This is a genomic window from Proteus sp. CA142267 (assembly GCF_003336825.1).
GTDB classification, from domain to species: domain Bacteria; phylum Pseudomonadota; class Gammaproteobacteria; order Enterobacterales; family Enterobacteriaceae; genus Proteus; species Proteus terrae.
In genome coordinates this window covers 1-24,695 of record NZ_QPMG01000006.1, presented here as the reverse complement: position 1 = coordinate 24,695, position 24,695 = coordinate 1, and the positions used below count along the sequence as shown (strand labels likewise).

Sequence of the window (24,695 nt, the reverse complement as noted above, 5' to 3'; positions counted from 1 at the left end):
TGTAAACATCTAGACGGCTAAAAACAGGATTTTAATTATGACAATTCGCAATCACACACTCGGTTTCCCTCGTATTGGCTTAGATAGAGAGCTCAAAAAGGCGCAAGAAAATTATTGGGCAGGCAAGATTTCACAGGAAGAATTGATTGCAGTAGGTAAAGCACTTCGCGCTCGCCATTGGCAACAGCAGGCAGATGCAGGTGTTGATTTATTACCTGTCGGTGATTTTGCTTGGTATGACCAAGTATTAGGTACAAGCCTATTGTTAGGCAACGTACCACCTCGTCATCGTAATGAAGATGGTTCGCTCGATCTTGATACTCTATTTAGAGTCGCTCGTGGCAGAGCACCAACAGGTAAACCTGTCGCTGCATCTGAAATGACGAAATGGTTCAATACTAACTATCACTACATTGTACCGGAATTTCAGCAAGGTCAGTCATTTACCTTTGCATGGAAAGAGTTACTAGAAGAAGTTGATGAAGCATTAGCACTAGGCCATAAAGTAAAACCTGTTTTACTCGGTCCTGTGACTTACTTGTGGCTAGGTAAAGTGAAAGGCCCTGAATTTGATAGATTAACGCTGTTAAAAGATATTCTGCCTATCTATCAACAAGTTATTTCTGCACTAAAAGAGAAAGGCATTGAATGGGTGCAAATAGATGAGCCGGCACTGGTACTCGATTTACCCGTTGAATGGCAAAATGCATACCAAACAGCTTATCAAGCATTAACAGGACAAGTTAAATTACTGCTGACAACCTATTTTGATGGAATTTCTCATCACCTTGATATTATTAAAAACTTACCTGTTAATGGGCTTCATGTTGATATTTCCGCTGGGCAAGATGATTTGCAACATTTACACCAAGCGTTACCTAAAGATTGGGTATTGTCATTAGGTGCCATTAATGGTCGAAATGTTTGGAAAGCAGATTTAAGTACACGTTATCAGCAAGTGATTGCGCTAAAAGATAAACGTCCTTTGTGGATCGGAACATCCTGTTCATTACTGCATAGCCCAATTGATTTAAATGCAGAGACAAAACTTGATGATGAAGTAAAAAGTTGGTTTGCTTTTGCAGTTCAGAAATGTGAAGAAGTGGCTTTATTAGCGAACGCATTGAATGCGCCAGACGGTGAGTATGATGAACAATTGGCACAATACAGTGCTCCAATTCGTCAACGTCAGCACTCGACTCGTGTGCATAATGCAACAGTTGAGGCTCGTTTACAGGCAATTGAAGCACAAGATAGTGAAAGAAATTCGCCTTATACTCAACGTGCAGAAGTACAACGAGCTCGATTTAATCTGCCATTATGGCCAACCACTACGATTGGCTCATTCCCACAAACAACAGAAATTCGTACTGTTCGTTTAGATTTTAAGAAAGGGCGTATTGATACGGCAGCTTATCGCACGAATATCAGTGAGCATATTAAGCAAGCAATATCTGAACAAGAAAACCTTGGTCTTGATGTATTAGTGCATGGCGAAGCTGAACGTAATGACATGGTGGAATATTTTGGTGAGCATTTTGATGGTTATGTGTTTACGCAAAATGGCTGGGTACAAAGTTATGGCTCACGTTGTGTAAAACCACCAGTGATTATCGGCGATATTAGTCGTCCAGCACCGATTACAGTGGATTGGGCAACGTATGCGCAGTCATTAACGGAAAAGCCAGTCAAAGGAATGTTAACAGGGCCAGTGACAATTTTATGTTGGTCGTTCCCTCGTGAAGATGTGACGCGTGAAACCATTGCAAAACAGATTGCGTTAGCACTGCGTGATGAAGTAGATGATTTACAAAAAGCGGGTATTGGTATTATTCAAATTGATGAACCCGCATTACGTGAAGGATTACCACTACGTCGTAATGAGTGGCAGGCTTACCTTAATTGGGCTGTCGATGCCTTTAAATTAAGTGCCGCTATTGCCGATGATGAAACACAAATTCACACTCATATGTGTTATTGCGAATTTAATGACATCATGGATTCTATTGCAGCACTGGATGCGGATGTTATTACTATTGAAACTTCACGTTCAGATATGGAGCTGTTAGAAGCCTTTGAACACTTTGATTATCCAAATGAAATTGGACCAGGTGTTTATGATATTCATTCACCTAATGTGCCAAATGTGGAATGGATCGTTGGTTTATTAAGAAAAGCGCAATCTCGAATTCCTGCAGAGCGTTTATGGGTGAACCCAGATTGTGGATTAAAAACACGAGGCTGGCCTGAAACACGCGCAGCATTAGCGAATATGGTTGAGGCCGCTAAGTATTTGCGTCAGAACGTGTAATAAAATAATTAATCGTTTATTAGCCTGTTATTTTTGATCTGCTACTTTAGATAAGTCGCATAGTCAAAATAGCAGGCTAAATTTATATAAAATTAAAAAGAAAGGTATTTATTAAAACTTAGAGTAAATCTTATTATTGATATTTATTAGAGTTGCTATACTGCGAAAATTCTCTAATTTTATGGATATAATTATTGTGCAAACTAGCATTAAGCTTTCGGATAAAGTATTAGATGCTTTTCCAACTCGACCTTTGAAATTAGTTCCACTAAGAGGAGATGGTGGATTATTTCGCACCTTATTCTTAGTTATTTTCATGCTAGCAATGACGGTATTTAGCGCTTATCAAATTCCCAATATTCTTTATGATTATAAAATCAGTAAGAATGCAGTACCTGTTGATGCTACGGTGAAGGGCTCTTGCCGCTCGCAACTCTTTGTTCTTACTAACTGTAGTGTTGACTTACGTTATAAAGGCAATGAAGTTTCGCGTAATTTTACTTTTTTAGATTTAGGTCCCAAAGATGTGTTAGTTGAACCCGTCGCTGATGCAAATGATCTAAGTAAAATGACCGTTGATGTGGCGATAGATAATATTTGGCTTCGTTTAATTAGCACCATTATTTTTATCTGCCTATTTGGTTTTAGTGTGATCTTTTTTATTTATCGCCAAACACTGACGAGTAAAGTAAGAAAAGCATTATTATCAGTGGGAACTCAGCCTTTAAAGTTAATAGCTATTCCTGCAAAAATGGTTGTGAGTAATAAGCAATTTATTGCCACTTATCATCTTAATTTAGAGGGTAAAGATATCCGTATCGCTTATTCAGGAAATAAGAAAACACCTCCTATTGTAATTGAGCAAAATGGAAATACTTATGTATTAGCCGTTTATTCGCCACAACAGAATATCCCTTATGCTTTAGATGTGCCTTTAGAGCGTATTCAGGCAACACCTGAAGAGAAACAACGTTTTCATGAATCGTTGATTGAAGAAGGTTTGTTGTAATCAATTTTGACTATTAAGAATGTGATGCGTTTTCTCTTATGGGATGTAAGGGAAAACGCATTAAAACAGTCTGTTTATTTAGCCACCGAAAATCTTCGCTTTTAAAATATCCATACCAGCACTGACTAAATCTAAGTCTTTAGGTACAACGCCATCCGGTGTAACTTTATCAATTAATTTAGGTAAATATTGTGCTGCCATTTCAGAAGCTTCTGTCGTACTTAAATTAATTTTTGACGCCAGTTCGTTAATAACGGGTGATGAAAAAACCGCTACGATTTGTTCAGCACTGATAGGTAAATTTGTATTGGTACTTATCCAAGATTGAATAAGCTCACTTAAACCCGCTGTATCAAATTGCTTTACTAAGCCTTCAATACCACCTTGAGATCCAATCCATTCAAGGACAGTTTTATATTGGTTGATTTTTTCGCCACCTAGTAGGCTCGCAATTTGGTTAAATAAGCTCATGTTTACTCCAGTGACGATGTGTTTGTCACATTTGGTGTTTATGTTTTAAGGGCGGGTAGTGTACGCGTTATATTCGCCATACTTCAAGCTGTAGCGTTGTTGACTATATTCTCTCGCACTAGTCACATACTTCTATACTCGTCATACTTCAAGCTGTAGCGTTGTTGACTTCATTCTCTCGCGCCAGTCACATACTATTGTATGCTCCTAGCGACTCATTCTTTTGTCGCCTAGCTACATCTTGAATTATTTAGAGTATATGTGCATCAAGGTATTTGTGTCATCTATACTGATAAATGAAATATTTGTTTTAGTGAATGATTGAAGTCAGCGAATATTGATAATGTATTTGCTGAAAATATATTTCGAACGCTATTTTCGTGATGATAATCACAATTTTATGAAATTGTTACTTTACTTGGTGCCTTGTAAGTGATGTTAGTCACTAAAAAGGTCTGAAAAACTGATACAGTAACTTTTAATTTAATGATCATTGGTTTTGTCCCATTGAGGAGTCCGATATGTCTGATGTATTTCACTTAGGTTTAACCAAAAATGACCTACAGGGTGCCACTTTAGCAATTGTTCCAGGTGATCCTAAGCGTGTTGAAAAAATTGCAAAATTAATGGATAACCCAGTTCATCTGGCTTCTTTACGTGAATACACGTCATGGCGCGGCGAAATTGATGGTAAAGCTGTCATTGTGTGCTCAACAGGTATCGGTGGTCCATCTACCTCTATCGCAGTTGAAGAATTAGCACAGTTAGGTATCCGTACTTTCTTACGTATTGGTACAACAGGTGCAATTCAAGAGCATATCAATGTAGGTGATATTCTTGTCACTACTGCTGCGGTTCGTTTAGATGGTGCAAGCTTACATTTCGCACCAATGGAATTCCCAGCGGTTTCTGATTTTGAATGTATGAACGCACTGTACAAAGCCGCTAAAGACAATGGCTCAACTGTACACGTAGGTGTTACTGCATCTTCAGATACATTCTATCCAGGACAAGAGCGTTATGACACCTATACAGGTCGCGTTGTTCGCCGTTTCAAAGGCTCTATGAAAGAGTGGCAAGAAATGGGCGTAATGAACTATGAAATGGAATCTGCAACATTATTAACAATGTGTGCAAGCCAAGGTTTACGTGCAGGTATGGTTGCGGGTGTTATCGTAAACCGTACTCAACAAGAAATTCCAGATGCAGAATTACTGAAGAAAACTGAAAATAATGCGCTAGGTATCGTTATCGAAGCCGCTCGCATTTTAATGAAATAAGTTTTTTTTAATCAAATATGAAAGCCCTTAATACATAAGTATTAAGGGCTTTTTTTGTATGGTAATTCATCATGTTAATGTGTTAACAGGTGCTAATTTCTGTTAAGGTCTTTGAGGTCTTAACAATACAACAATGAGAAGAGGCATTATGACTGATATATTACAAACACATCCTTCGGTGTTGCCTTTAGTCGGCGGAATTAACTTTCGTGATTTAGGCGGTAAAAAATTGAGTAACGGTGGTGTTATTAAACCTGGAATGCTCTTTCGCTCTGGCTCGTTGGATAGATTAACCAATACAGACCAATCTCTTCTCATTGATAAAAATCTTTTTCAAATCATTGATTATCGGGATAGTGGCGAAATCGTTGATAAACCCGACCGTGTCTGGGACGGTGCGCAATATTATCATGCTCCTGCCAATCCGTTATCTAAAGAAGTCTCTGCCAATCTTGAAAAGCTGACGCCTGAAATACTCGAGCAATTTGATGCTAAAGCTTTTATGTTTCAGCTATATAAATTGTTACCTATTAATAATCCCGCCTATAAACAATTAGCTACGTTATTAACGCAACCCGAAAAAGGGGGCGTAGTACAACACTGTGCAGTAGGTAAAGATAGAACAGGTGTTGGCTCAGCTTTAGTGTTATTCGCACTCGGTGCATCTTTAGATGTAGTAATGGAAGATTACTTGCTAACTAATGAAACATTAGCGCCTTATCGCGCTTATCTTTTAGAAGAACATGCCAAAACAATGAGTGATAACATTGTTGATAAATTTGCCTATGTTTATTCGGTACAAGAAGAGTTTCTGCAAACGGCATTAGCGAGTATTAATCAGCATTACGGTAATGTGGATACTTGGCTAGAAAAAGATATCGGTTTAGATGCTTCTAGCCGAGATGCCTTACAAAATTATTTTCTAGAATAATGAAGTGATTTATATTCGGTTAATCAGGATATTTTATTTCACTTAGATTAACCGAATTTAAGGTCTCTATTTTGACAGTACAAGATATTATTCATACCATCACTCTCTTTGTAAAAGAGCACGAGATCTGGGCTATTCCGATCGTGTTCTTTCTTGCTTTTGGTGAGTCACTCGCGTTTATCTCTTTGCTTATTCCTGCCACGGTTATTTTATTGGGGTTAGGTGCCTTAATTGGTGAGAGTGGTCTGTTTTTTTGGCCGATTTGGCTTGCCGCTGCATTAGGTGCTTTCTTTGGTGATTGGGTATCGTACTGGGTAGGATTTCACTATAAAGAGGGTGTGAAAAATTTATGGCCAATTTCACGTTCACCACAAACATTGGTTAGAGGTCACCAATTCTTTAATCGCTGGGGAATTTGGGGGGTATTTATTGGACGCTTTTTTGGACCTTTTCGCGCAATTGTCCCGTTAGTTGCGGGTATTTGTGCGATGCCACAACGTTATTTTCAAATTGCTAATTTAACATCAGCCATGATTTGGGCCTTTGGCATTTTGGCGCCCGGTGCTTTTGGTTTGCAATGGCTTGCGAAATGGATGGGATAACTGCGTCCTTTATCGCAAATCAAGTCATGATGTAAATTGTTGCTAGACAATATTACCTATGCGTTTTAACGTAGTCCGCTGGAAAGTAAAAAGGTCGCTTTAGTGGATATTCAGTTGTTATATGGGATCATTGGTTTATTAGGTGGTGTACTTGTTGGCGGCGCACTGGTTTGGTGGTCTATCCAACAACGTTTATCCGATAAAGAAGCCATGCTACGTGAAAATCACACACAGCTTGCTATCGCCCAAGAAAAAGCGGTAATTATCCCATCTTTACAACAACATATAGAACAACTAGAGCAAGAGTTACGAGCTCAGCGGGAAATTATTACTTCTCAAGAAGCTGAATTAAGAGAAGTGACAACTCGCTGGGAAGAAAGCCGAATATCCGCAGAAGAAAAACAACGATTATTAATAAATAGTGAGCAACGGCTTGCAACGCAGTTTGAGAACTTAGCTAATCGAATTTTCGAACAAAGTGGACGTAAAGCTGAAGAGTTAAATCGCCAAGGATTGACGCACTTACTTTCCCCCTTTCGTGAACAGCTCGAAAGCTTTCGGCGACAAGTTCAAGATGGTTTTGGGCAAGAAGCTAGAGAACGACATACCTTGGTTCATGAAATTCGCCAACTTCAACAATTGAATGTAAAAATGGCGCAAGAAGCCGTTAACTTAACCAATGCCTTGAAAGGGGATAACAAAGTTCAAGGCAACTGGGGTGAGACGGTATTAGCACGTATATTAGAGTCTTCAGGATTACGTGAAGGTCACGAATTTGAAACACAGGTGAGTATTCGACATGAAAATGGTAGTCGCTATCAACCTGATGTAATTGTGCATCTACCTCATGGTAGAGATGTTATTATCGACGCTAAAATGTCGCTGGTGGCATATGAAAAGTATTTTAGTAGTGATAATGATAATGAACGTAAACAAGCGCTTTATGCGCATGTGAACTCAATTAGAGCGCATATTAAAGGATTGAGTGTAAAAGATTATCATAAACTACCGGGTGTAACGTCTTTAGACTATGTTTTAATGTTTATACCTATTGAGCCCGCTTATCTAGTTGCAATTGGTCATTCTCCAGACTTGCTAGAAGAAGCATTGAAAAACAATATTATGTTAGTTGGGCCATCTACTTTACTTGTTGCTTTGCGTACAATAGCCGCATTGTGGCGTTATGAATATCAAAGCCAAAATGCGCAAGAAATTGCAGACAGAGCGGCTAAAATGTATGACAAATTAAGACTTTTCGTTGATGATATGCAAGGGCTAGGAAACAGTATTCAAAAAGCGCAGTCTGGCTATCTATTAGCGATGAAAAAACTCTCTGAAGGTCGTGGAAATCTAATCAGTCAAGCGGAAGGTTTTAAATCCTTAGGGGTTGAGATAAAAAAAACGATTGATAATGATCTCATTGAAAAATCAGCATCTGATTGATTTGATAAAATAAAGAGATAAAGATTTCTGAAAACGACCAGTACTGAATTTACTAAATTTTGATTAATTAGCGGGCAAATAATATGACTCAACAAACTAAGGAAACAACAGATTTTGGTTTCCAAACCGTTGACAAAGATGATAAACAAACCATGGTTGCAAGGGTTTTTCACTCTGTCGCGTCTAAGTATGATTTAATGAATGACTTGATGTCTTTCGGTGTTCACCGCATTTGGAAACGTTATACCATTGAAGCAAGTGGTGTTAGACGTAACCAACGTGTCCTTGACCTTGCTGGTGGTACTGGTGATTTAACGGCTAAATTCTCTCGTCTTGTGGGCGAAAACGGGGAAGTTGTTTTAGCTGATATCAATGACTCAATGTTGAAAATGGGACGCGAAAAGCTACGCGATCACGGTATTGTGGGTAATGTTAACTATGTACAGGCAAATGCTGAAGAGTTACCTTTCCCTGATAACCATTTTGACTGCATCACTATCTCCTTTGGCTTACGTAATGTGACTGATAAAGCAAAAGCGTTACGTTCTATGTTCCGTGTATTAAAGCCAGGTGGACGTCTGTTGGTGCTAGAATTCTCTAAACCTGTTCTTGATCCTTTAAGCAAAATTTATGATGCTTACTCTTTCCATATCCTACCAAAAATTGGTCAAGTGATTGTGAATGATGCTGAGAGCTACCGTTATTTAACGGAGTCAATTCGTATGCATCCAGACCAAGAAACACTAAAAGGTATGATGGAAGAAGCCGGATTTGATCAAGTTACCTATACCAATATGACCGGAGGTATAGTTGCCTTACACAAAGGATTTAAATTCTGAGATGGAAAAAGCCACTTTTTCTCATGATATTGCTTCTCAAGTACTGTATCCGCTGCTAACAGCATCAATGGAAACAGCACTTAATCACGTTTTATATCAGGAAAATGTGCTTAAACCTGCCCGCAATCGCCTTGCGGGCAAAGTGTTGGCGCTTTCTATCAATGAGTTTCCTCGTTCCATCTACTTAGTCTTTAGTGAACAACAAGTTGACGTATTAAGTCAGTGGGATGATGAAACTGATTGTTTGATAAAAACAAAATTATTAACTCTGATTAAGCTTCGTGACCGTCAAAAAATGTCGGAACTAATCAACCGTGGTGATATCACTATTGATGGTGATATGCAGGTTGTTCAAAATTGGTCTGCATTATTGGATATGGCGCAGTGGGATCCCGCGCAATATTTAGCACCTTATATCGGTGATATTGCGGCACAAAGCCTGACTGTTGTTGCAGGAAAGGGTGTTCAGTTATTTTCTTCACTCTTAAGTCACCAAAAAGATTATTTACGTGACGCATTAATTGAAGAGTGGAAAACCGCACCTAGTGCATTAGAAACAGTCCATTTTTATGATGAAATAGAAGAACTTGCACAGCAAACAGCCGAGCTGGAAAAACGGTTAGGCACATTGGAGAAAAAATAATGCTCCTTAGTGAGTTAAAGCGCCTCTATCATATTATTCAGGTATTTTTATCTTATGGGCTTGATGAGTTAATTCCTAAACACCGAATTACTTTACCTGCAAGATTAGGATGCCGAGCACTATTTTGGATCAAAAATAAGCATCCAGAAAAACCATTAGGTGAACGCTTACGACTCGCATTGCAAACATTAGGCCCTGTTTGGATTAAATTAGGTCAAATGTTATCAACTCGACGTGATCTTTTCCCTCCTCAAATCGCTGACCAGCTTGCTTTATTGCAAGACAAAGTTGCTCCTTTTGATGGTAAGAAAGCACGACAATATATTGAAAACTCATTTGGTGGCCCTATCGACCAATGGTTTGATGATTTTGATGAAACTCCACTGGCTTCCGCTTCTATTGCGCAGGTTCACACTGCAAAATTAAAAGAAAACGGCAAAGAAGTGGTACTAAAGGTTATTCGTCCTGATATTCAACCGGTGATAAAAGCAGATATCCGTTTGATGTATCGCTTGGCAAATCTATTACCGTTTTTGCCTGATGGTCGTCGTTTACGACCAAAAGAGGTGATCCGCGAATACGAAAAAACATTACTCGATGAGCTAAATTTACTGCGTGAAGCGGCTAATGCTATTCAGTTACGTCGTAATTTTGAAAATAGCTCTATGCTGTATATTCCTGAAGTGTATTCAGATTATTGCCATGAAAATGTGATGGTAATGGAGCGTATTTATGGTATTCCCGTTTCTGACATTGAAGCGTTGAATGCACAAAAGACGAATATGAAGCTTCTTGCAGAGCGTGGTGTAAAAGTCTTTTTCACTCAGGTGTTTAGAGACAGTTTTTTCCATGCTGATATGCATCCTGGTAATGTGTTTATTAGTTATGATCACCCTGAAAATCCATATTATATCGGTATTGATTGCGGTATCGTTGGCTCATTAAATAAAGAAGATAAACGCTATTTAGCTGAAAATTTCTTAGCATTCTTTAACCGCGATTATCGGAAAGTTGCAGAGTTACATGTTGATTCAGGCTGGGTACCAGCAGATACCAATGTAGAAGATTTTGAATTTGCGATCCGTACTGTGTGTGAGCCGATTTTTGAAAAGCCACTTTCTGAGATCTCATTTGGGCATGTGTTACTTAATCTTTTCAATACAGCACGTCGTTTCAATATGGAAGTACAACCGCAGTTAGTTTTACTTCAAAAAACATTGCTTTATGTTGAAGGACTGGGTCGCCAGCTATACCCACAATTGGATTTATGGAAAACGGCAAAACCTTTCTTAGAAGATTGGTTACATAGTCAGATTGGTATCACGGCACTAGTGAATGGTATAAAGAGCAAAGCGCCTTACTGGATTGAAAAAATGCCAGAGATACCAGAGTTGGTTTATGATAGTCTGAAGCAACATAAAAATATGAAGTTAACGCTAGACAAATTGACGGAACAAATAAGTTCGCAAAGAGTCAAACAGAGACAGTCTCTATTTTTATTGGGTATAGGTACAACACTGTTTTTATGCGGTAGCCTGTTTTTTGTTTCTGGTTTTAAAACATTATTCAGTGTTTTTATCAGTTTAGGCCTTCTTGCATGGATTTTGGGTTGGTTTAGATCTGGTAATGCACAATAAAAACACATCAAAGTTTGTCTTTGAGCAAGTTAAAAGATGAATTCGAGATTCCCGAAAATTGAATTCGTTGTATATAATGGGCACTGTTATTAAGTATAACCCCGAAAATAGTTGAGGAACATAAAATGGGCGGTATTAGCATTTGGCAATTACTCATCATCGCTGTCATCGTTGTCTTATTATTTGGTACAAATAAACTGCGCACATTGGGCTCAGATTTAGGTGCATCAGTAAAAGGCTTTAAAAAAGCGATTGGTGACGAAGCTGCAGATAAAGACACCAACAACGCTGAAAAGACAAATAACGACGCAGATTTTGATACTAAAAATTTAGCGCAGAAGACTTCAACAGAAGAGAAGTCTACAACTGAGAGCAAAAACAAAGAGCAGGTGTAAACCGTGTTTGACATTGGTTTTAGTCAGCTGCTATTGGTCATGGTGATTGGTCTTGTTTTTCTGGGGCCAGAACGTTTGCCCGTAGCAGTAAAAACAATTGCTGGCTGGGTAAGGGCGTTACGCTCTTTGGCTGCGAATGTGCAAAATGAACTGACTCAAGAACTAAAACTTCAAGAACTCCAAGAGAGCTTGAAAAAAGTTGAAGAGAAAGCGAATTTGCAAACGCTATCGCCAGAGCTAAAAGCGTCCATGGATGAGTTAAAAGAGGCTGCACAGTCTTTAAAACAAACTTATCAAACACCTACAACGCCAGACTCCACGAAAGGGCAGTCTGTAAAAACCGACTCTACGGAACCTTCACCTTCTGATTTAGCCGCACTTGCTGAAGCTGATGAAGTTAATGATGATGCTAATCGCCATAAACCTGTGGCAGAAAGTGTTACAAAGACAGAAGTTCCTGTTACTCAACCAGTAACATTAGAGAAAAAAACAACTGATCAGGTCAATGGTGAGCATTAAAACATGGCAGTAAATGATACCCAACCGCTGATCAGCCATTTAATAGAACTACGCAAGCGTTTGATGTATAGCTTGGTGTCAGTTCTTGTGGTTTTTTTAGCGCTGGTTTATTTTTCTAACGATATCTATCAATTAGTCTCGGCTCCATTACTCGAGAAGTTGCCAAAAGGGTCAAATATGAGTGCGACAGATGTTGCCTCTACATTTTTGACTCCGATTAAATTGACAATCATGGTATCCGTTTTTGCTTCTGTACCTGTTATTCTTTATCAGGTATGGGCTTTTATCGCACCAGCATTGTATAAACACGAACGCCGCTTAATGCTGCCATTACTTGTTTCAAGTACGGTATTATTCTATCTCGGTATGGCGTTTGCTTATTTTGTTGTGTTCCCTCTCGCGTTTGGCTTCTTTGTTAATACAACCCCTGAAGGGGTTAACTTTATTCCAGATATCAGTAAATATCTAAGTTTCGTAATGACGTTATTTATGGCGTTTGGTGCGGCTTTTGAAGTACCGATTGCGATTATTTTACTGTGTTGGAGTGGTGTAACAACACCCGATGCTTTAAAGAAAAAACGTCCTTATATTCTTGTGGGTGCCTTTGTCGTTGGTATGGTATTAACCCCGCCAGATGTTTTCTCCCAAACCTTACTCGCAATACCTATGTACTTACTGTTTGAAATCGGTGTCATGGTATCGCGTTTTTATGTAGGTAAGGGAAGAAGAGCAGATGAAGAAGAAGCTGAGGAAGCAGAGGCGGAAGCTGAAGCAGAACAGCAAAAATAATTTTAGAAACGATTTTCTAAAATAATATGATATTAGCCCAGCAATTGCTGGGTTAACTTTTTCTAGAACGACTCTTTTTTAAACTCTTTATTTCCTACCGATTTTTTCACTTCACTATTTAATATATTCAAAAGCAAAATTGAACGGGTCTCACCATCCGGCTCTTGATATATGGCTTTGATCCCTTGAAAAATACCCTCTGTAATTAACACACTGTCACCACTCTGAGGCACATTTTCTTCACTATAAATTAGCGAAGAAAGCTGCGGTATTTGTAGTGTGTCGATTACATCTTGTGGAACAGTGACAGGATATTGCCCAAAGCGAACAAATGAGTTTACCCCACGTGTTGAGTTAATGGTCGTGGTATGGATAACTTCAGGATCAAACTCAATGAAAAGGTAATTAGGGAAAAGCGGTTCTGTTACGGTAGTGCGCTTTCCTCTTAATACTTTTTCTATGGTTACCATAGGTGTAAAACAGCCCACTTGCTGACGTTCTAAGTGTTCGATAGCACGAGGGATTTGCCCTCGTTTACAATACAGCAAATGCCAGTTTTTCATAATAGAGACAATAGGTTAGTTAAATTTAATTTAAGCGATGATAGCAAATTTATAATTAAGGTAACAGTATCCTATCAGGGATTAAATAAAAAATAGAGTAACGTGGTTTTATACTGAAAAAAGAACAAAAAAGCCGTGTTTATACGCAATAAAAAGGCTTGTTTTTGTGACTTTCAGTTGGATCTCGGATAGAGGTAACAAGTTGACAAAAAAGTGATGGTAAAAACAAGAAAAAGCTTTCAAGATAATTATCTTAGAATTTGTTCATAATTATAAAGAGGTTCTGTAATGGAAGTTTTTTTATTAAGTAACGGAAAAATTGCCGGGGATCCACGTTGGTTAAGTTATGCAAAAGATAATATCGATAGCATGATTAAAAAACGCGGTATTCGCTCTGCTGTATTAATTGCTTATGCCGTTATTCGTTCCGATCATGATCAACGTGCTCGTGATTTATCAGAAGTATTAGGTATTGAAGTTACTTGTATTGAACATTTTGATTCAGAAGTTGATGCAATCAACAATGCAGAATGTATTTTAGTCAGTGGTGGTAATACTTGGTTATTAAACCAAATGTTGCATGAAAAAGGATTGGTTGTTCCAATTCAACGTGCAGTACGTGAGCGCAATATTCCTTATATTGGTTGGAGTGCAGGTTGTAACGTTGCAACACCAACAATTCGTACCACTAATGATATGCCAGTACGCTCTTCTGTTATTATGCCTTCATTAGGTTTATTCCCTGTTCAAATTAACCCACATTATATTGACGCTTCTATCAGTGGTCATATGGGTGAAACTCGCGACGAGCGTATTGCAGAGTTTTGTGCCATTAACCCTGAAGAGATTGTCGTGGCTATCCGTGAAGGGAGTTACTTATATATTCAAGGTGAAGAATTACATTATTACAGCGCTAAAAATGAAGGTTTTAAAATCTTCCAACATGGAAAAACATTCCCTGAACAGTTTGATACTAAATTGCTTTCAGAATGGGTTCCATTCCGCTGTTTATAAGCATAGTGAACGCTACTAAATAAAAAGCATTGCATTTTAGTGAGTTATGCGTTTAGCTTATAGCGTCTCAAAGAGGGCATTGGCCCTCTTTTCTTTCACTCACTGGCTCGTAAGATTATGATGAAATACCGCGATTTAAGAGATTTCCTTTCATTATTAGAAGAAAAAGGTGAATTAAAACGTATCACCTATGAAATAGATCCCTACCTTGAAATGACCGAAATAGCGGACAGAACTTTACGTGCCGGTGGGCCAGCGCTGTTGTTTGAAAACCCTAAAGGGTTTGATATGCCAGTGCTTTGTAACTTATTTGGTACACCAGAGCGTGTAGCAATGGGGATGGGGCAAGATGATGTTAAAGCCCTACACGAGGTTGGAAAGTTATTAGCTTTTCTAAAAGAGCCTGATCCTCCAAAAGGTTTTCGTGATCTCTTTGATAAGTTACCTAAATTTAAGCAAGTTTTAAATATGCCAACAAAACGCTTGAGTAAAGCCCCTTGTCAGGAGGTGGTTTTAACAGGTGACGATGTTGATTTAACGAAGATCCCTGTTATGCATTGTTGGCCTGAAGATGCGGCGCCTTTGATTACTTGGGGATTAACGGTGACTCGCGGTCCATTGAAAGAGCGTCAAAACTTAGGCATTTATCGTCAGCAAGTGCTGGGTAAAAATAAAGTGATTATGCGCTGGTTATCGCATCGTGGTGGTGCTTTAGATTTTCAAGAGTGGTGCCAAAAACACCCCGGCGAACGGTTCCCAGTTTCTGTAGCATTAGGGGCAGATCCTGCCACTATTTTAGGTGCGGTAACACCTGTGCCAGATACCTTATCTGAATATGCATTCGCTGGTTTATTGCGTGGTAATAAATCAGAAGTTGTAAAATGTCTTTCAAATGATCTTGAAGTGCCAGCAAGTGCTGAAATTATTCTTGAAGGTTACATTGAACCCGGAGAATTAGCCCCAGAAGGGCCATATGGTGACCACACAGGATATTATAATGAGATTGACTCTTTCCCTGTGTTTACTATTACGCATTTAACACGCCGTAAAGATGCAATTTATCATTCAACATATACAGGACGCCCGCCTGATGAACCCGCAGTATTAGGCGTTGCGTTAAATGAAGTGCTTGTTCCGATTTTACAAAAACAGTTTCCTGAAATTGTAGACTTTTATCTACCTCCTGAAGGGTGTTCTTACCGTTTAGCGGTTGTGACAATGAAGAAACAGTATGCAGGTCATGCTAAACGCGTAATGATGGGAGTTTGGTCTTATTTACGGCAATTTATGTACACCAAATTTGTGATTGTTTGCGATGATGATGTCAATGCAAGAGATTGGAAGGATGTGATTTGGGCAATCACGACCAGAATGGATCCTGCGAGAGATACCATTATGATGGAAAATACGCCTATTGATTATCTCGACTTCGCTTCACCGGTTTCTGGATTAGGATCAAAAATGGGTCTTGATGCTACTAACAAATGGCCGGGTGAGACAGATAGAGAATGGGGTAGACCTATTGTGATGTCTGATGAAGTTAAGCAACGAGTCGATACTATTTGGGAACAGCTCGATATTCTTAAATAATAACAGAGGAACAACATGGCAATACTGAATTGTAAAGTCTCACTTGTTGAGCCGATGACAGATACGGTTTATCGGGTAAGGCTATTACCCGATGGCGAATTTGATTTTCAGGCTGGGCAATATCTTCTAGTGGTTATGGATGAACGTGATAAACGTCCTTTTTCTATTGCATCTATACCTGAAAATAAAGACTTTATTGAACTTCATATTGGTGCGTCTGAACTCAATCTTTATGCGATGGCAGTGCTTGATGTGATATTAGAAAAACAGCAGCTTGCCATTGATATCCCTCATGGAAATGCGTGGTTTAAAAAAGAGAGTCAACGGCCTCTATTATTAATTGCTGGCGGTACAGGATTTTCTTATACCCACTCAATTTTATTGGCTGCATTAGCTGAAAATCCACAGCGACCTATTACGATTTATTGGGGCGGAAGAGAAAGCGTTCATCTCTATGATCTTAATGAATTACAAGAATTATCAGAATTGTATACTTCTTTAACAGTTGTCCCCGTGGTGGAACAACCTGATGAAGCATGGCGAGGTCGAAAAGGTACAGTATTAACGGCAATAAGCGAAGATTTTGGTGATTTATCAGAATATGATATTTATATCGCAGGACGATTCGAAATGGCCAAAATCGCCAGAGATCGTTTTTGTAATGAACGCAATGCAGATAAAACACGCCTATTTAGCGATGCTTTTGAATTTATCTGATAACGTTTTACCTCGTTATTATCGATTTTGTTTTTAAAACCATAAAAAAACCCGCCCCTGACGGCGGGAAAATGGTTTCTAACCATGCAATCGAAAAGAATACTTTCCTAACGATAAGAACGTGGATATACAGAATACTGAGTTAAACACGTTCTATAATCGTTGCAATACCTTGCCCTAATCCAATACACATTGTGGCTAAGCCAAACTGTGCATCTTTACGCTCCATAATATTTAATAATGAAGTGGTTATTCGAGAGCCTGAACAACCTAAAGGATGTCCTAAGGCAATTGCTCCGCCATTTAAATTAATTTTGTCATCAATACTATCGAGTAAATTCATTTTCTTCATGCAAGCTAATGATTGTGCTGCAAAAGCTTCATTTAGTTCAAAAATATCAATATCACCTAATGTTAATCCTGCTTTTTTCAACGCAATTTCTGTTGCAGGAACAGGACCGTAACCCATAATTGCAGGATCACATCCTGTCACCGCCATAGCACGAATAACAGCGCGAGGTTTTAAATTGTGCTCTTTGGCGTAACGTTCACTGGTGATAAACATGGCGGATGCACCATCAGAAACCGCAGATGAATTGCCTGCTGTGACAGAACCAGTCGCGGGATCAAATACAGGCTTAAGTTGCGCTAATTCCTCAAGGCTTGGGTTATAACGAATAACTTCATCACTTTTTACATTGATAAAATTACCTGTTGCATCGTGGCCATTGATAGCTACTATCTCATGATCAAAATAGCCTTGCTGTGTTGCAAGAGCTGCTAAATGGTGAGAACGATAAGCAAATTTATCTTGTTCTTCGCGTGAAATTTGGAATGATTTTGCTAGCATTTCTGCTGTTAATCCCATTGAAAATGAGGCCTTAGCAACAGAAAGATTAAGTGATGGATTAAAATCCGCATTATAAGTCATTGGTACATGACCCATATGCTCAACACCACCGATTAATGCTACTTGACTATCACCCAACATAATTTGGCGTGCACCATCATGTAATGCTTGCATTGATGAGCCACATAACCGGTTAACTGTAACTGCTGGAACCTTGTGTGGAAGTTCTGCCAATAACGCCGCATTACGAGCAATATTAAAACCTTGCTCTAAAGTTTGTTGTACGCAACCCCAAATCACATCGCCAATATCATTAGGATTAATATTAGGATTACGTTTTAGTAGTGCTTGAATCAGGTGAGCAGAGAGATTTTCCGCTCTGACATGGCGAAATGCACCGCCTTTTGAGCGTCCCATTGGAGTACGAATACCATCAATTATGACAACCTTTTCCATTTCATATCTCCTTAAGCGAGTTCTCTGATGTTAACATCTACTTTTGCGGGTTTTGGATAATAGGTTTCATTGCGTTGTGCTTTTTGTTTTAAGCTTTCAGGGATTTGATAAAGCGGCCCTAATGATGCGTATTGCTGTGCATCTGCAACAAATTGCGCTAATCCGACAGTATCAAGGTAACGGAATACACCACCGCGGAAAGGAGGGAAGCCTAAACCATAAACTAATGCAATATCAGCTTCTGCTGGTGAGGCGATAATACCTTCATCTAAACAACGGATAACTTCATTGATCATGGGGATCATCATGCGAGCGATAATTGCGTCTTGGCTAAACTCTTGCGTTTTACCTGCATTTTTTTGGATAAGTGTTTGAATTTGATCATCAACCGATTTCTGTTTTTTACCTCGTTTATCAACAGAGTAATTATAGAAACCATGATTATTTTTCTGGCCATATCGTTGTTGCTCATATAAAAGAGCAATCGCATCTCGCTCAATTGTACCCATTCTATCGGGGAAACCTTGAGCCATTACGGCTTGAGCGTGATTTGCCGTATCAATACCCACCACATCAAGCAGGTATGCAGGTCCCATAGGCCAGCCAAATATTTTTTCCATCACTTTATCAACAGCAATAAAGTCAGCACCATCTCTTAGTAATAGAGAGAATCCTGCAAAATAAGGAAAGAGAACTCGGTTTACAAAGAAGCCGGGACAATCATTAACGATAATCGGTGTTTTTCCCATTTTACTGGCGTAACTGACAATCCGATTAATGGTTTCTTCACTGGTTTTTTCGCCTTTAATGATTTCGACCAGCGGCATTCGATGAACAGGGTTAAAGAAGTGCATCCCACAGAAATTCTCGGGGCGCTTTAAGGATTTTGCGAGTAATGAAATAGGGATAGTTGAGGTATTGGAAGCAAGGATCGCGTTATCAGCTAATAGTGCTTCTGTTTCTGCAAGCACAGTTGCCTTTACTTTTGGATTTTCAACAACTGCTTCGACAACAACATCCGCATCACTAACAGAGGCATAATTTAGTGTTGGTTGAATAGAGGCGAGAGTTTTCGCCATATCTACGGCACTCATTCGACCTTTTTCTTGGCGTTTTTGCAACAGGCTTAACGCTTCATTCATACCCAATTCAAGGGATTTGGGGTTAATGTCTTTCATTACAACAGGAATACCTTTTAAGGCAGATTGATAGGATATTCCTCCCCCCATGATCCCAGCACCTAATACGGCGGCCTGTTTAGGTAATTCAGCATGACGTTTTTTCGTGATATTTTTGACGTACTGATCATTAAGGAAAATACCGACTAAGGCTTTTGCAACATCAGTGCGTGTGAGCTTAACAAAGTTTTCAGTTTCGAGAGCCAGTGCCTCATCTCTATTTAAGAAGGCTGCTTTTTCAATAGTTTTTACAGCGGTGATAGGCGCTGGATAGTGAGGGCCTGCCATTTTCATCACCATACCTTTAGCTACACTGAAAGACATTTTATGCTCAAGTTCTGTCAGTTTTAATGGTGCTATTTTTGGATGACGTGCCACTTTCCAATCAATTTTGCCTTCAATTGCTTGCTCGATTAATGAAACAGCACTTTCTTTTAAATTTTCTAGAGGAACAATTGCTTGGATTAATCCATTTTGAAGTGCTGTTTGAGCATCAACATCCTTACCCGCAGTAATAATTTCTAATGCGTTATCGACACCAATCAAACGAGGAAGACGTACGGAACCACCGAAGCCCGGCATGATCCCAAGTTTCGTTTCTGGTAAACCGATACGTAAATCAGGAGAAGCAATACGAAAATCAGTAGCAAGTACGCACTCGCAGCCACCGCCAAGTGCATAGCCATTAATCGCAGAAACGGTAGGAACAGGTAAGTCTTCAAGTCGACTAAAAATCTGATTAGAGAAATGTAGCCACTGAGATAATTCTTCTTCAGGGGCATCAAAAAGGGATAAAAACTCAGTAATATCAGCACCGACAATAAAAGCCGGTTTTTCTGAACGCAAGATAACGCCTTTTAGACCCGATGTTGCTTCTAATACCGTTAAAGCCTCGCTTAGCATAGCAACCGTTTTGGTATCTAATTTATTAATAGAACCTTTGGCATTAAAAACGAGTTCAACAATACCTTGTTTCACCCAATCGGCTTGAATATTTTCGCTTTGATAGAGCATTTGTATTCTCCCTAAATATATAGACTGGTATGACCAGATATTAAGAGTGTGAATACTATGTTAAATAAATGCAAATATTTGATTAAAAAAGTGCAAGGGTGATCACAGTGAAATTATTCAACTTATTGAATTCTATGTTGTTGCTCAGTTTGCTAAAAAGAAGGGAGATAAATCGGTAATAATCTATTTTTGTTATGGGGTTAGCCACTAAAAGAGTTGGCGTGTTAAGCTGAATCATTAACAATGAATAAGATAAGGTAATTAATAATGGAAAAATTGCTCTCTCTGTACCAAGAACATATCAAAACTCTACAAAATCGTACTCGTGATGCTTTATCCAGACACCATCTTGATTCTGTATTAATTCATTCTGGTGAACCTATTCGAGTTTTCCTTGATGACAGTGATTATCCTTTTAAAGTGAATGCGCATTTTAAAGCATGGGTGCCTGTGACCGATGTACCACATTGCTGGTTATTAGCTGATGGTGTTAATAAACCTAAGTTATGGTTCTATTCCCCAGTTGACTATTGGCACAGTGTTGAAGCGTTACCAAATAGCTATTGGACTCATGAAATTGAGTTAATTCATCTTAAAAATATTGATGATATTCAAAAAGAGCTCGCACCTTATATTAATAAAAATACTGCTTATATTGGTCCAAATACGCAGCGAGCAGAATCATTAGGTGTGAGTATTGATAATATCAACAATCAATCTCTTCTTAATTATTATCATTACTATCGTGCCTATAAAACAGGTTATGAATTAGCTTGTATGCGTGAAGCACAAAAAATGGCCGTCAACGGACATATTGCTGCTCGCGAAGCATTTCAAGCTGGATTAAGTGAGTTTGATATTAATATGGCGTATTTAATGGCAACAGGTCATCGTGATACCGATGTACCTTATGGCAATATTGTCGCCTTAAATGAACATGCCGCTGTTTTGCATTACACAAAGTTAGATCATGAATCACCAGATGAATATCGTAGTTTCCTTATTGATGCGGGTGCAGAGTATAATGGTTACGCAGCCGATATCACTCGTACTTATAGCGCAAAAGAAAATCATGAATTTACTTCTTTAGTTAAAGATATGAATGATGCACAACAAGCGTTGATTGCAACGATGAAAGCAGGTGTGCGTTATACTGAATATCATGTTCAAATGCATCAACGTATTGCTGGATTACTTAATAAGTACGGCATTGTTAAAGGTGTTAGTGAAGAAGAGATGGTGAGCGCTGGATTAACTACACCATTTTTACCTCATGGTTTAGGGCACGCTTTAGGTTTGCAAGTTCATGACGCGGCTGGTTTTATGCAAGATGATAAAGGAACCCATTTAGCAGCTCCTGCAATGTATCCATTCTTACGTTGCACACGTATCGTTGAACCGAGCATGGTATTAACAATTGAACCAGGGTTTTACTTTATCGACTCTCTGTTAGCGCCTTGGAAAGAAGGGAAATACAGTACTTATTTCAATTGGAAGCTGATTGAACATTTCAAACCATTTGGTGGTATTCGTATTGAAGATAATATTATTATCCACGATAACAAAATTGAAAATATGACCAGAGATTTACACTTAGCCTGATGAAAGCATATTTGATCCCCGCTGAAACCGTAGAATTCAGTGAAGAAATAAAAAAGAGTCGTTTTATTACATTTATTGCTCACACTGAAGGTATTGATGCAGCAAAAGCTTATATCCAGTCTATTAAAGAGCAATTTCCTGATGCCCGACACCACTGTTGGGCTTTTGTTGCAGGAAGACCCGATGACTCACAACAGTTAGGTTTTTCTGATGATGGTGAGCCAACAGGTACTGCGGGAAAACCTATTCTTGCACCTCTTTTAGGGAGTGGGATGGGAGAAATTACCGCAGTGGTTGTTCGGTATTTCGGTGGGATCAAATTAGGAACCGGCGGATTAGTTAGGGCTTATGGCAGTGGCGTTCAGCAAGCATTAAAGCTTTTGCCAACAAAAACGAAAGTGCCACAGTTGCGTTTTAGTGTAGCGTGTGAATATTCACTTGTTTCATTACTTGAACAAGTCGTTGAACAATATCATGGGCAAGTACTTTCAAGTGAATATACTGATAAAGTCACTTTTATACTTTCATTGCCTGCCGTGCATAGCGGTGAAGTTGAAGTTAAACTACGAGATATAAGTCGTGGCAGTATGCAATTAATCCCGTTAGATAAAAATGAATAATCTTTGCTACCAAGGAAATCGCTAAATGCATTTTCGTTCAATAACCCGTATTGTCGGACTGCTTGTTATCTTATTTTCTGTCACGATGATCATTCCCGGTATTGTCGCATTAATATATCGAGATGGTGCAGGGCGTGCATTTAGCCAAACATTTATTGTTGCATTGATCATTGGGTTAATGCTATGGATCCCCAATCGACATAAAAAAAGTGAGCTTAAGCCTAAAGAAGGCTTTCTTATTGTTGTCTTATTTTGGACGGTACTGGGTAGTGTAGGGGCATTGCCGTTTATCTTTTCTGAACAACCTCACCTTTCTATTACTGATGCCTTTTTTGAATCTTTCTCTGGACTGACTACGACTGGTGCCACGACGCTTGTGGGGCTAGATTCATTACCTAAAGCTATTTTGTTTTATCGCCAAATGCTCCAATGGTTAGGTGGGATGGGGATCATTGTATTAGCTGTTGCTATTCTTCCACTTTTAGGTGTTGGGGGAATGCAGTTATATCGTGCAGAAATGCCGGGGCCATTGAAAGATAATAAAATGCGCCCCCGAATTGCAGAAACAGCGAAAGCACTTTGGCTTATATATGTCTTATTAACCATCATTTGTGCCTTAGCATTATGGATTGCAGGTATGGATGTGTTCGATGCTATTTCTCATAGCTTTTCAACTATTGCAATTGGTGGGTTTTCTACTCACGATGCCAGCATTGGTTATTTTAATAGTCCAACCATTAACATCATTATTGGTGTATTCCTTCTGATCTCTGGGTGTAACTTTGGTTTGCACTTTGCCGTATTAACGGGAAGAAGTTTAAATATCTATTGGCGTGATCCTGAATTTCGTATGTTTATCTCAATTCAATTGGGATTAGTCATTATCTGTAGCGGTATTCTATGGCTTTATTCTGTATATGACACAGGATGGATAACTATAAACCAGGCTTTTTTCCAAGTTGTCTCTATGGCGACAACGGCAGGTTTTGCCACGGATAGCTTTGCACAATGGCCTGCATTTTTACCTCTTCTATTATTATGCTCGGCATTTATTGGTGGCTGTGCAGGATCAACGGGTGGGGGATTGAAAGTCATTCGTATCTTGCTTTTATTCCTACAAGGGAATCGTGAATTAAAACGCCTAGTTCACCCTAATGCTGTTTATACCATCAAACTTGGTCATCGAGCATTACCTGAACGTATTATTGAAGCTGTATGGGGATTCTTCTCTGCTTATGCGTTGGTATTTATTATTAGTTTAATGCTGTTGATAGCGACAGGTGTTGATGAATTTTCTGCATTTTCTGCTATTGCAACCACATTAAATAATCTTGGTCCTGGATTAGGTATTGTTGCTGACAACTTCACCACAATGAATCCAGCTGCAAAATGGATACTTGTCGTGACAATGTTATTTGGACGACTAGAAGTTTTCACACTATTGGTTTTATTTACCCCAACGTTTTGGCGTGATTAACCTAATACAAGGAGTAATATATGAGCGCACTATTGCTGTATTGTAGTACTGATGGTCAAACTAAAAAGATAATGACGCAAATTGCGAATGAATTAAGACAACATGGTCATGAATGTGATGTGAGAGATTTAACCTCTGTTCAGCAGAGTTTAAATTTATCTGCTTATAGTAAAGTCTTAGTCGGCGCTTCTGTTCGCTATGGTTATTTTAATAAAGCCCTCGATAAATTTATTACTCACCATCTTACACAGCTAAATAATATGCCGTCAGCATTCTTTGGCGTTAATCTTACGGCAAGAAAAGCAGAGAAGAATACACCAGAGACTAATTCCTATATACGTAAGTTCTTAGAGAAGACACCTTGGAAGCCAACCTTAACAGGTGTATTTGCTGGTGCTCTTTATTATCCTCGTTATAAATGGATTGATAGAGTTATGATCCAGTTAATTATGAAGATGACTAAAGGCGAAACTGATCCAACAAAAGAAATTGAATACACGGATTGGAATAAAGTAAGCGAATTTGCGACGTATTTTGCCAGAATTGAGTGATATTTAATCTTTGCTGTGGGGTTTTTATACGTCTTGTTGGAGTTTTGAACGAACAGAAAATTATTTTAAAAAAACACTTGCGCTAATCCGAGAACTCCCTATAATGCGCATCCACTGACCGACGATGAGCTGACAACAGCCACGAAGGACAGCGAAGAGAAAAGAAAAAAGTTTGAAAAAACTCTTGACTCTTC

Annotated in this window: 23 protein-coding genes; 19 read left to right on the top strand and 4 right to left on the bottom strand. The window is 38.9% G+C overall.

The genetic code is table 11. From position 1 onward, the window contains the following. Window positions 1–37: 37 nt before the first annotated feature. Window positions 38–2,311, top strand: a complete 2,274-nt coding sequence (gene metE / locus C0T34_RS11210; RefSeq protein ID WP_098941296.1) for a 5-methyltetrahydropteroyltriglutamate--homocysteine S-methyltransferase — start codon at window positions 38–40, stop codon at window positions 2,309–2,311. Window positions 2,312–2,492: 181 nt separating this feature from the next. Beyond that, window positions 2,493–3,320: a hypothetical protein gene (locus C0T34_RS11205; protein ID WP_109850182.1), complete on the top strand. Its 828-nt coding sequence runs from the start codon at window positions 2,493–2,495 to the stop codon at window positions 3,318–3,320. A 78-nt stretch (window positions 3,321–3,398) separates the two neighbouring features. Here the strand turns inward: C0T34_RS11205 and C0T34_RS11200 are convergent, their stop codons facing one another. Continuing rightward, the gene (locus C0T34_RS11200; RefSeq protein WP_109850181.1) at window positions 3,399–3,791 is read right to left on the bottom strand and encodes a YidB family protein; all 393 of its coding nucleotides are present in this window, start codon (window positions 3,789–3,791) and stop codon (window positions 3,399–3,401) included. A 521-nt stretch (window positions 3,792–4,312) separates the two neighbouring features. Between C0T34_RS11200 and udp the strand changes: the two genes are divergently transcribed. The 10 genes from udp to tatC all read left to right on the top strand — a co-directional run bounded on the left by udp (window position 4,313) and on the right by tatC (window position 12,869). Next, a complete protein-coding gene (udp, locus tag C0T34_RS11195) occupies window positions 4,313–5,071 on the top strand; it encodes a uridine phosphorylase (protein WP_023583501.1) in 759 nt (252 codons plus the stop codon). Between the two features lie 148 nt (window positions 5,072–5,219). Then, a complete protein-coding gene (locus C0T34_RS11190; protein WP_098941293.1) occupies window positions 5,220–6,002 on the top strand; it encodes a tyrosine-protein phosphatase in 783 nt (260 codons plus the stop codon). A 71-nt stretch (window positions 6,003–6,073) separates the two neighbouring features. Continuing rightward, on the top strand, window positions 6,074–6,604 hold the full coding sequence (locus C0T34_RS11185; protein ID WP_075672289.1) for a DedA family protein: 531 nt from the start codon (window positions 6,074–6,076) through the stop codon (window positions 6,602–6,604). Window positions 6,605–6,706: 102 nt separating this feature from the next. After that, a complete protein-coding gene (gene rmuC / locus C0T34_RS11180) occupies window positions 6,707–8,047 on the top strand; it encodes a DNA recombination protein RmuC (RefSeq protein ID WP_098941292.1) in 1,341 nt (446 codons plus the stop codon). Between the two features lie 83 nt (window positions 8,048–8,130). Then, window positions 8,131–8,886 (top strand): bifunctional demethylmenaquinone methyltransferase/2-methoxy-6-polyprenyl-1,4-benzoquinol methylase UbiE, encoded by a 756-nt coding sequence (gene ubiE / locus C0T34_RS11175; protein ID WP_075672293.1) that lies wholly within the window; start codon window positions 8,131–8,133, stop codon window positions 8,884–8,886. Window position 8,887: 1 nt separating this feature from the next. Continuing rightward, window positions 8,888–9,529 (top strand): SCP2 domain-containing protein, encoded by a 642-nt coding sequence (locus C0T34_RS11170; protein WP_075672295.1) that lies wholly within the window; start codon window positions 8,888–8,890, stop codon window positions 9,527–9,529. Then, window positions 9,529–11,166 (top strand): ubiquinone biosynthesis regulatory protein kinase UbiB, encoded by a 1,638-nt coding sequence (gene ubiB / locus C0T34_RS11165; RefSeq protein WP_023583497.1) that lies wholly within the window; start codon window positions 9,529–9,531, stop codon window positions 11,164–11,166. Before C0T34_RS11170 ends, ubiB begins: the two co-directional genes overlap by 1 nt. Before the next feature lie 125 nt (window positions 11,167–11,291). After that, window positions 11,292–11,561, top strand: a complete 270-nt coding sequence (gene tatA / locus C0T34_RS11160; protein ID WP_006535549.1) for a twin-arginine translocase TatA/TatE family subunit — start codon at window positions 11,292–11,294, stop codon at window positions 11,559–11,561. A gap of 3 nt (window positions 11,562–11,564) precedes the next feature. After that, a complete protein-coding gene (gene tatB / locus C0T34_RS11155) occupies window positions 11,565–12,080 on the top strand; it encodes a Sec-independent protein translocase protein TatB (RefSeq protein WP_098941291.1) in 516 nt (171 codons plus the stop codon). A 3-nt stretch (window positions 12,081–12,083) separates the two neighbouring features. Beyond that, window positions 12,084–12,869 carry a Sec-independent protein translocase subunit TatC gene (gene tatC, locus C0T34_RS11150; protein WP_098941290.1) on the top strand — a complete coding sequence of 262 codons (786 nt, stop codon included), beginning with the start codon at window positions 12,084–12,086 and terminating at the stop codon, window positions 12,867–12,869. 62 nt (window positions 12,870–12,931) lie between these two features. On the opposite strand, the gene rfaH is transcribed toward tatC, so the two are convergent. After that, a complete protein-coding gene (gene rfaH, locus C0T34_RS11145; protein WP_098941289.1) occupies window positions 12,932–13,432 on the bottom strand; it encodes a transcription/translation regulatory transformer protein RfaH in 501 nt (166 codons plus the stop codon). A 288-nt stretch (window positions 13,433–13,720) separates the two neighbouring features. Here rfaH and pepE point away from each other — a divergent pair, with 288 nt between their 5' ends. The 3 genes from pepE (at window position 13,721) to fre (ending at window position 16,753) form a co-directional block, all read left to right on the top strand. Then, the gene (pepE, locus tag C0T34_RS11140; RefSeq protein WP_023583493.1) at window positions 13,721–14,446 is read left to right on the top strand and encodes a dipeptidase PepE; all 726 of its coding nucleotides are present in this window, start codon (window positions 13,721–13,723) and stop codon (window positions 14,444–14,446) included. Window positions 14,447–14,566: 120 nt separating this feature from the next. Then, window positions 14,567–16,036: a 4-hydroxy-3-polyprenylbenzoate decarboxylase gene (gene ubiD / locus C0T34_RS11135; RefSeq protein ID WP_088493899.1), complete on the top strand. Its 1,470-nt coding sequence runs from the start codon at window positions 14,567–14,569 to the stop codon at window positions 16,034–16,036. A gap of 15 nt (window positions 16,037–16,051) precedes the next feature. Then, window positions 16,052–16,753 carry an NAD(P)H-flavin reductase gene (gene fre, locus C0T34_RS11130; protein WP_098941287.1) on the top strand — a complete coding sequence of 234 codons (702 nt, stop codon included), beginning with the start codon at window positions 16,052–16,054 and terminating at the stop codon, window positions 16,751–16,753. 142 nt (window positions 16,754–16,895) lie between these two features. On the opposite strand, the gene fadA is transcribed toward fre, so the two are convergent. Both fadA and fadB read right to left on the bottom strand, forming a co-directional pair. After that, the gene (fadA, locus tag C0T34_RS11125; RefSeq protein WP_109850180.1) at window positions 16,896–18,059 is read right to left on the bottom strand and encodes an acetyl-CoA C-acyltransferase FadA; all 1,164 of its coding nucleotides are present in this window, start codon (window positions 18,057–18,059) and stop codon (window positions 16,896–16,898) included. An 11-nt stretch (window positions 18,060–18,070) separates the two neighbouring features. Beyond that, window positions 18,071–20,251, bottom strand: coding sequence for a fatty acid oxidation complex subunit alpha FadB (gene fadB, locus C0T34_RS11120; RefSeq protein WP_098941285.1), 2,181 nt, complete (start codon window positions 20,249–20,251; stop codon window positions 18,071–18,073). Window positions 20,252–20,518: 267 nt separating this feature from the next. Between fadB and pepQ the strand changes: the two genes are divergently transcribed. From pepQ to hemG, 4 genes are read left to right on the top strand one after another with little or no spacing between them, the layout of a single operon-like run. Further along, window positions 20,519–21,853, top strand: a complete 1,335-nt coding sequence (pepQ, locus tag C0T34_RS11115) for a Xaa-Pro dipeptidase (protein WP_098941284.1) — start codon at window positions 20,519–20,521, stop codon at window positions 21,851–21,853. Further along, complete coding sequence (locus C0T34_RS11110) at window positions 21,853–22,473, top strand: IMPACT family protein (protein WP_098941283.1); 621 nt, start codon at window positions 21,853–21,855, stop codon at window positions 22,471–22,473. Before pepQ ends, C0T34_RS11110 begins: the two co-directional genes overlap by 1 nt. A 25-nt stretch (window positions 22,474–22,498) precedes the next feature. Continuing rightward, window positions 22,499–23,950 (top strand): Trk system potassium transporter TrkH, encoded by a 1,452-nt coding sequence (gene trkH, locus C0T34_RS11105; RefSeq protein ID WP_036914641.1) that lies wholly within the window; start codon window positions 22,499–22,501, stop codon window positions 23,948–23,950. Between the two features lie 20 nt (window positions 23,951–23,970). Further along, window positions 23,971–24,501 carry a menaquinone-dependent protoporphyrinogen IX dehydrogenase gene (gene hemG / locus C0T34_RS11100; RefSeq protein ID WP_098941282.1) on the top strand — a complete coding sequence of 177 codons (531 nt, stop codon included), beginning with the start codon at window positions 23,971–23,973 and terminating at the stop codon, window positions 24,499–24,501. Window positions 24,502–24,695 lie beyond the last annotated feature (194 nt).

Excerpts from the sequence above, each read along its gene's own strand:
- metE (WP_098941296.1), top strand. The coding sequence starts at position 38 with ATGACAATTCGCAATCACACACTCGGTTTCCCTCGTATTGGCTTAGAT.
- C0T34_RS11205 (WP_109850182.1), top strand. The coding sequence starts at position 2,493 with ATGGATATAATTATTGTGCAAACTAGCATTAAGCTTTCGGATAAAGTA.
- C0T34_RS11200 (WP_109850181.1), bottom strand. The coding sequence starts at position 3,791 with ATGAGCTTATTTAACCAAATTGCGAGCCTACTAGGTGGCGAAAAAATC.
- udp (WP_023583501.1), top strand. The coding sequence starts at position 4,313 with ATGTCTGATGTATTTCACTTAGGTTTAACCAAAAATGACCTACAGGGT.
- C0T34_RS11190 (WP_098941293.1), top strand. The coding sequence starts at position 5,220 with ATGACTGATATATTACAAACACATCCTTCGGTGTTGCCTTTAGTCGGC.
- ubiE (WP_075672293.1), top strand. The coding sequence starts at position 8,131 with ATGACTCAACAAACTAAGGAAACAACAGATTTTGGTTTCCAAACCGTT.
- C0T34_RS11170 (WP_075672295.1), top strand. The coding sequence starts at position 8,888 with ATGGAAAAAGCCACTTTTTCTCATGATATTGCTTCTCAAGTACTGTAT.
- ubiB (WP_023583497.1), top strand. The coding sequence starts at position 9,529 with ATGCTCCTTAGTGAGTTAAAGCGCCTCTATCATATTATTCAGGTATTT.
- tatA (WP_006535549.1), top strand. The coding sequence starts at position 11,292 with ATGGGCGGTATTAGCATTTGGCAATTACTCATCATCGCTGTCATCGTT.
- tatC (WP_098941290.1), top strand. The coding sequence starts at position 12,084 with ATGGCAGTAAATGATACCCAACCGCTGATCAGCCATTTAATAGAACTA.
- rfaH (WP_098941289.1), bottom strand. The coding sequence starts at position 13,432 with ATGAAAAACTGGCATTTGCTGTATTGTAAACGAGGGCAAATCCCTCGT.
- pepE (WP_023583493.1), top strand. The coding sequence starts at position 13,721 with ATGGAAGTTTTTTTATTAAGTAACGGAAAAATTGCCGGGGATCCACGT.
- ubiD (WP_088493899.1), top strand. The coding sequence starts at position 14,567 with ATGAAATACCGCGATTTAAGAGATTTCCTTTCATTATTAGAAGAAAAA.
- fre (WP_098941287.1), top strand. The coding sequence starts at position 16,052 with ATGGCAATACTGAATTGTAAAGTCTCACTTGTTGAGCCGATGACAGAT.
- fadA (WP_109850180.1), bottom strand. The coding sequence starts at position 18,059 with ATGGAAAAGGTTGTCATAATTGATGGTATTCGTACTCCAATGGGACGC.
- fadB (WP_098941285.1), bottom strand. The coding sequence starts at position 20,251 with ATGCTCTATCAAAGCGAAAATATTCAAGCCGATTGGGTGAAACAAGGT.
- pepQ (WP_098941284.1), top strand. The coding sequence starts at position 20,519 with ATGGAAAAATTGCTCTCTCTGTACCAAGAACATATCAAAACTCTACAA.
- C0T34_RS11110 (WP_098941283.1), top strand. The coding sequence starts at position 21,853 with ATGAAAGCATATTTGATCCCCGCTGAAACCGTAGAATTCAGTGAAGAA.
- trkH (WP_036914641.1), top strand. The coding sequence starts at position 22,499 with ATGCATTTTCGTTCAATAACCCGTATTGTCGGACTGCTTGTTATCTTA.
- hemG (WP_098941282.1), top strand. The coding sequence starts at position 23,971 with ATGAGCGCACTATTGCTGTATTGTAGTACTGATGGTCAAACTAAAAAG.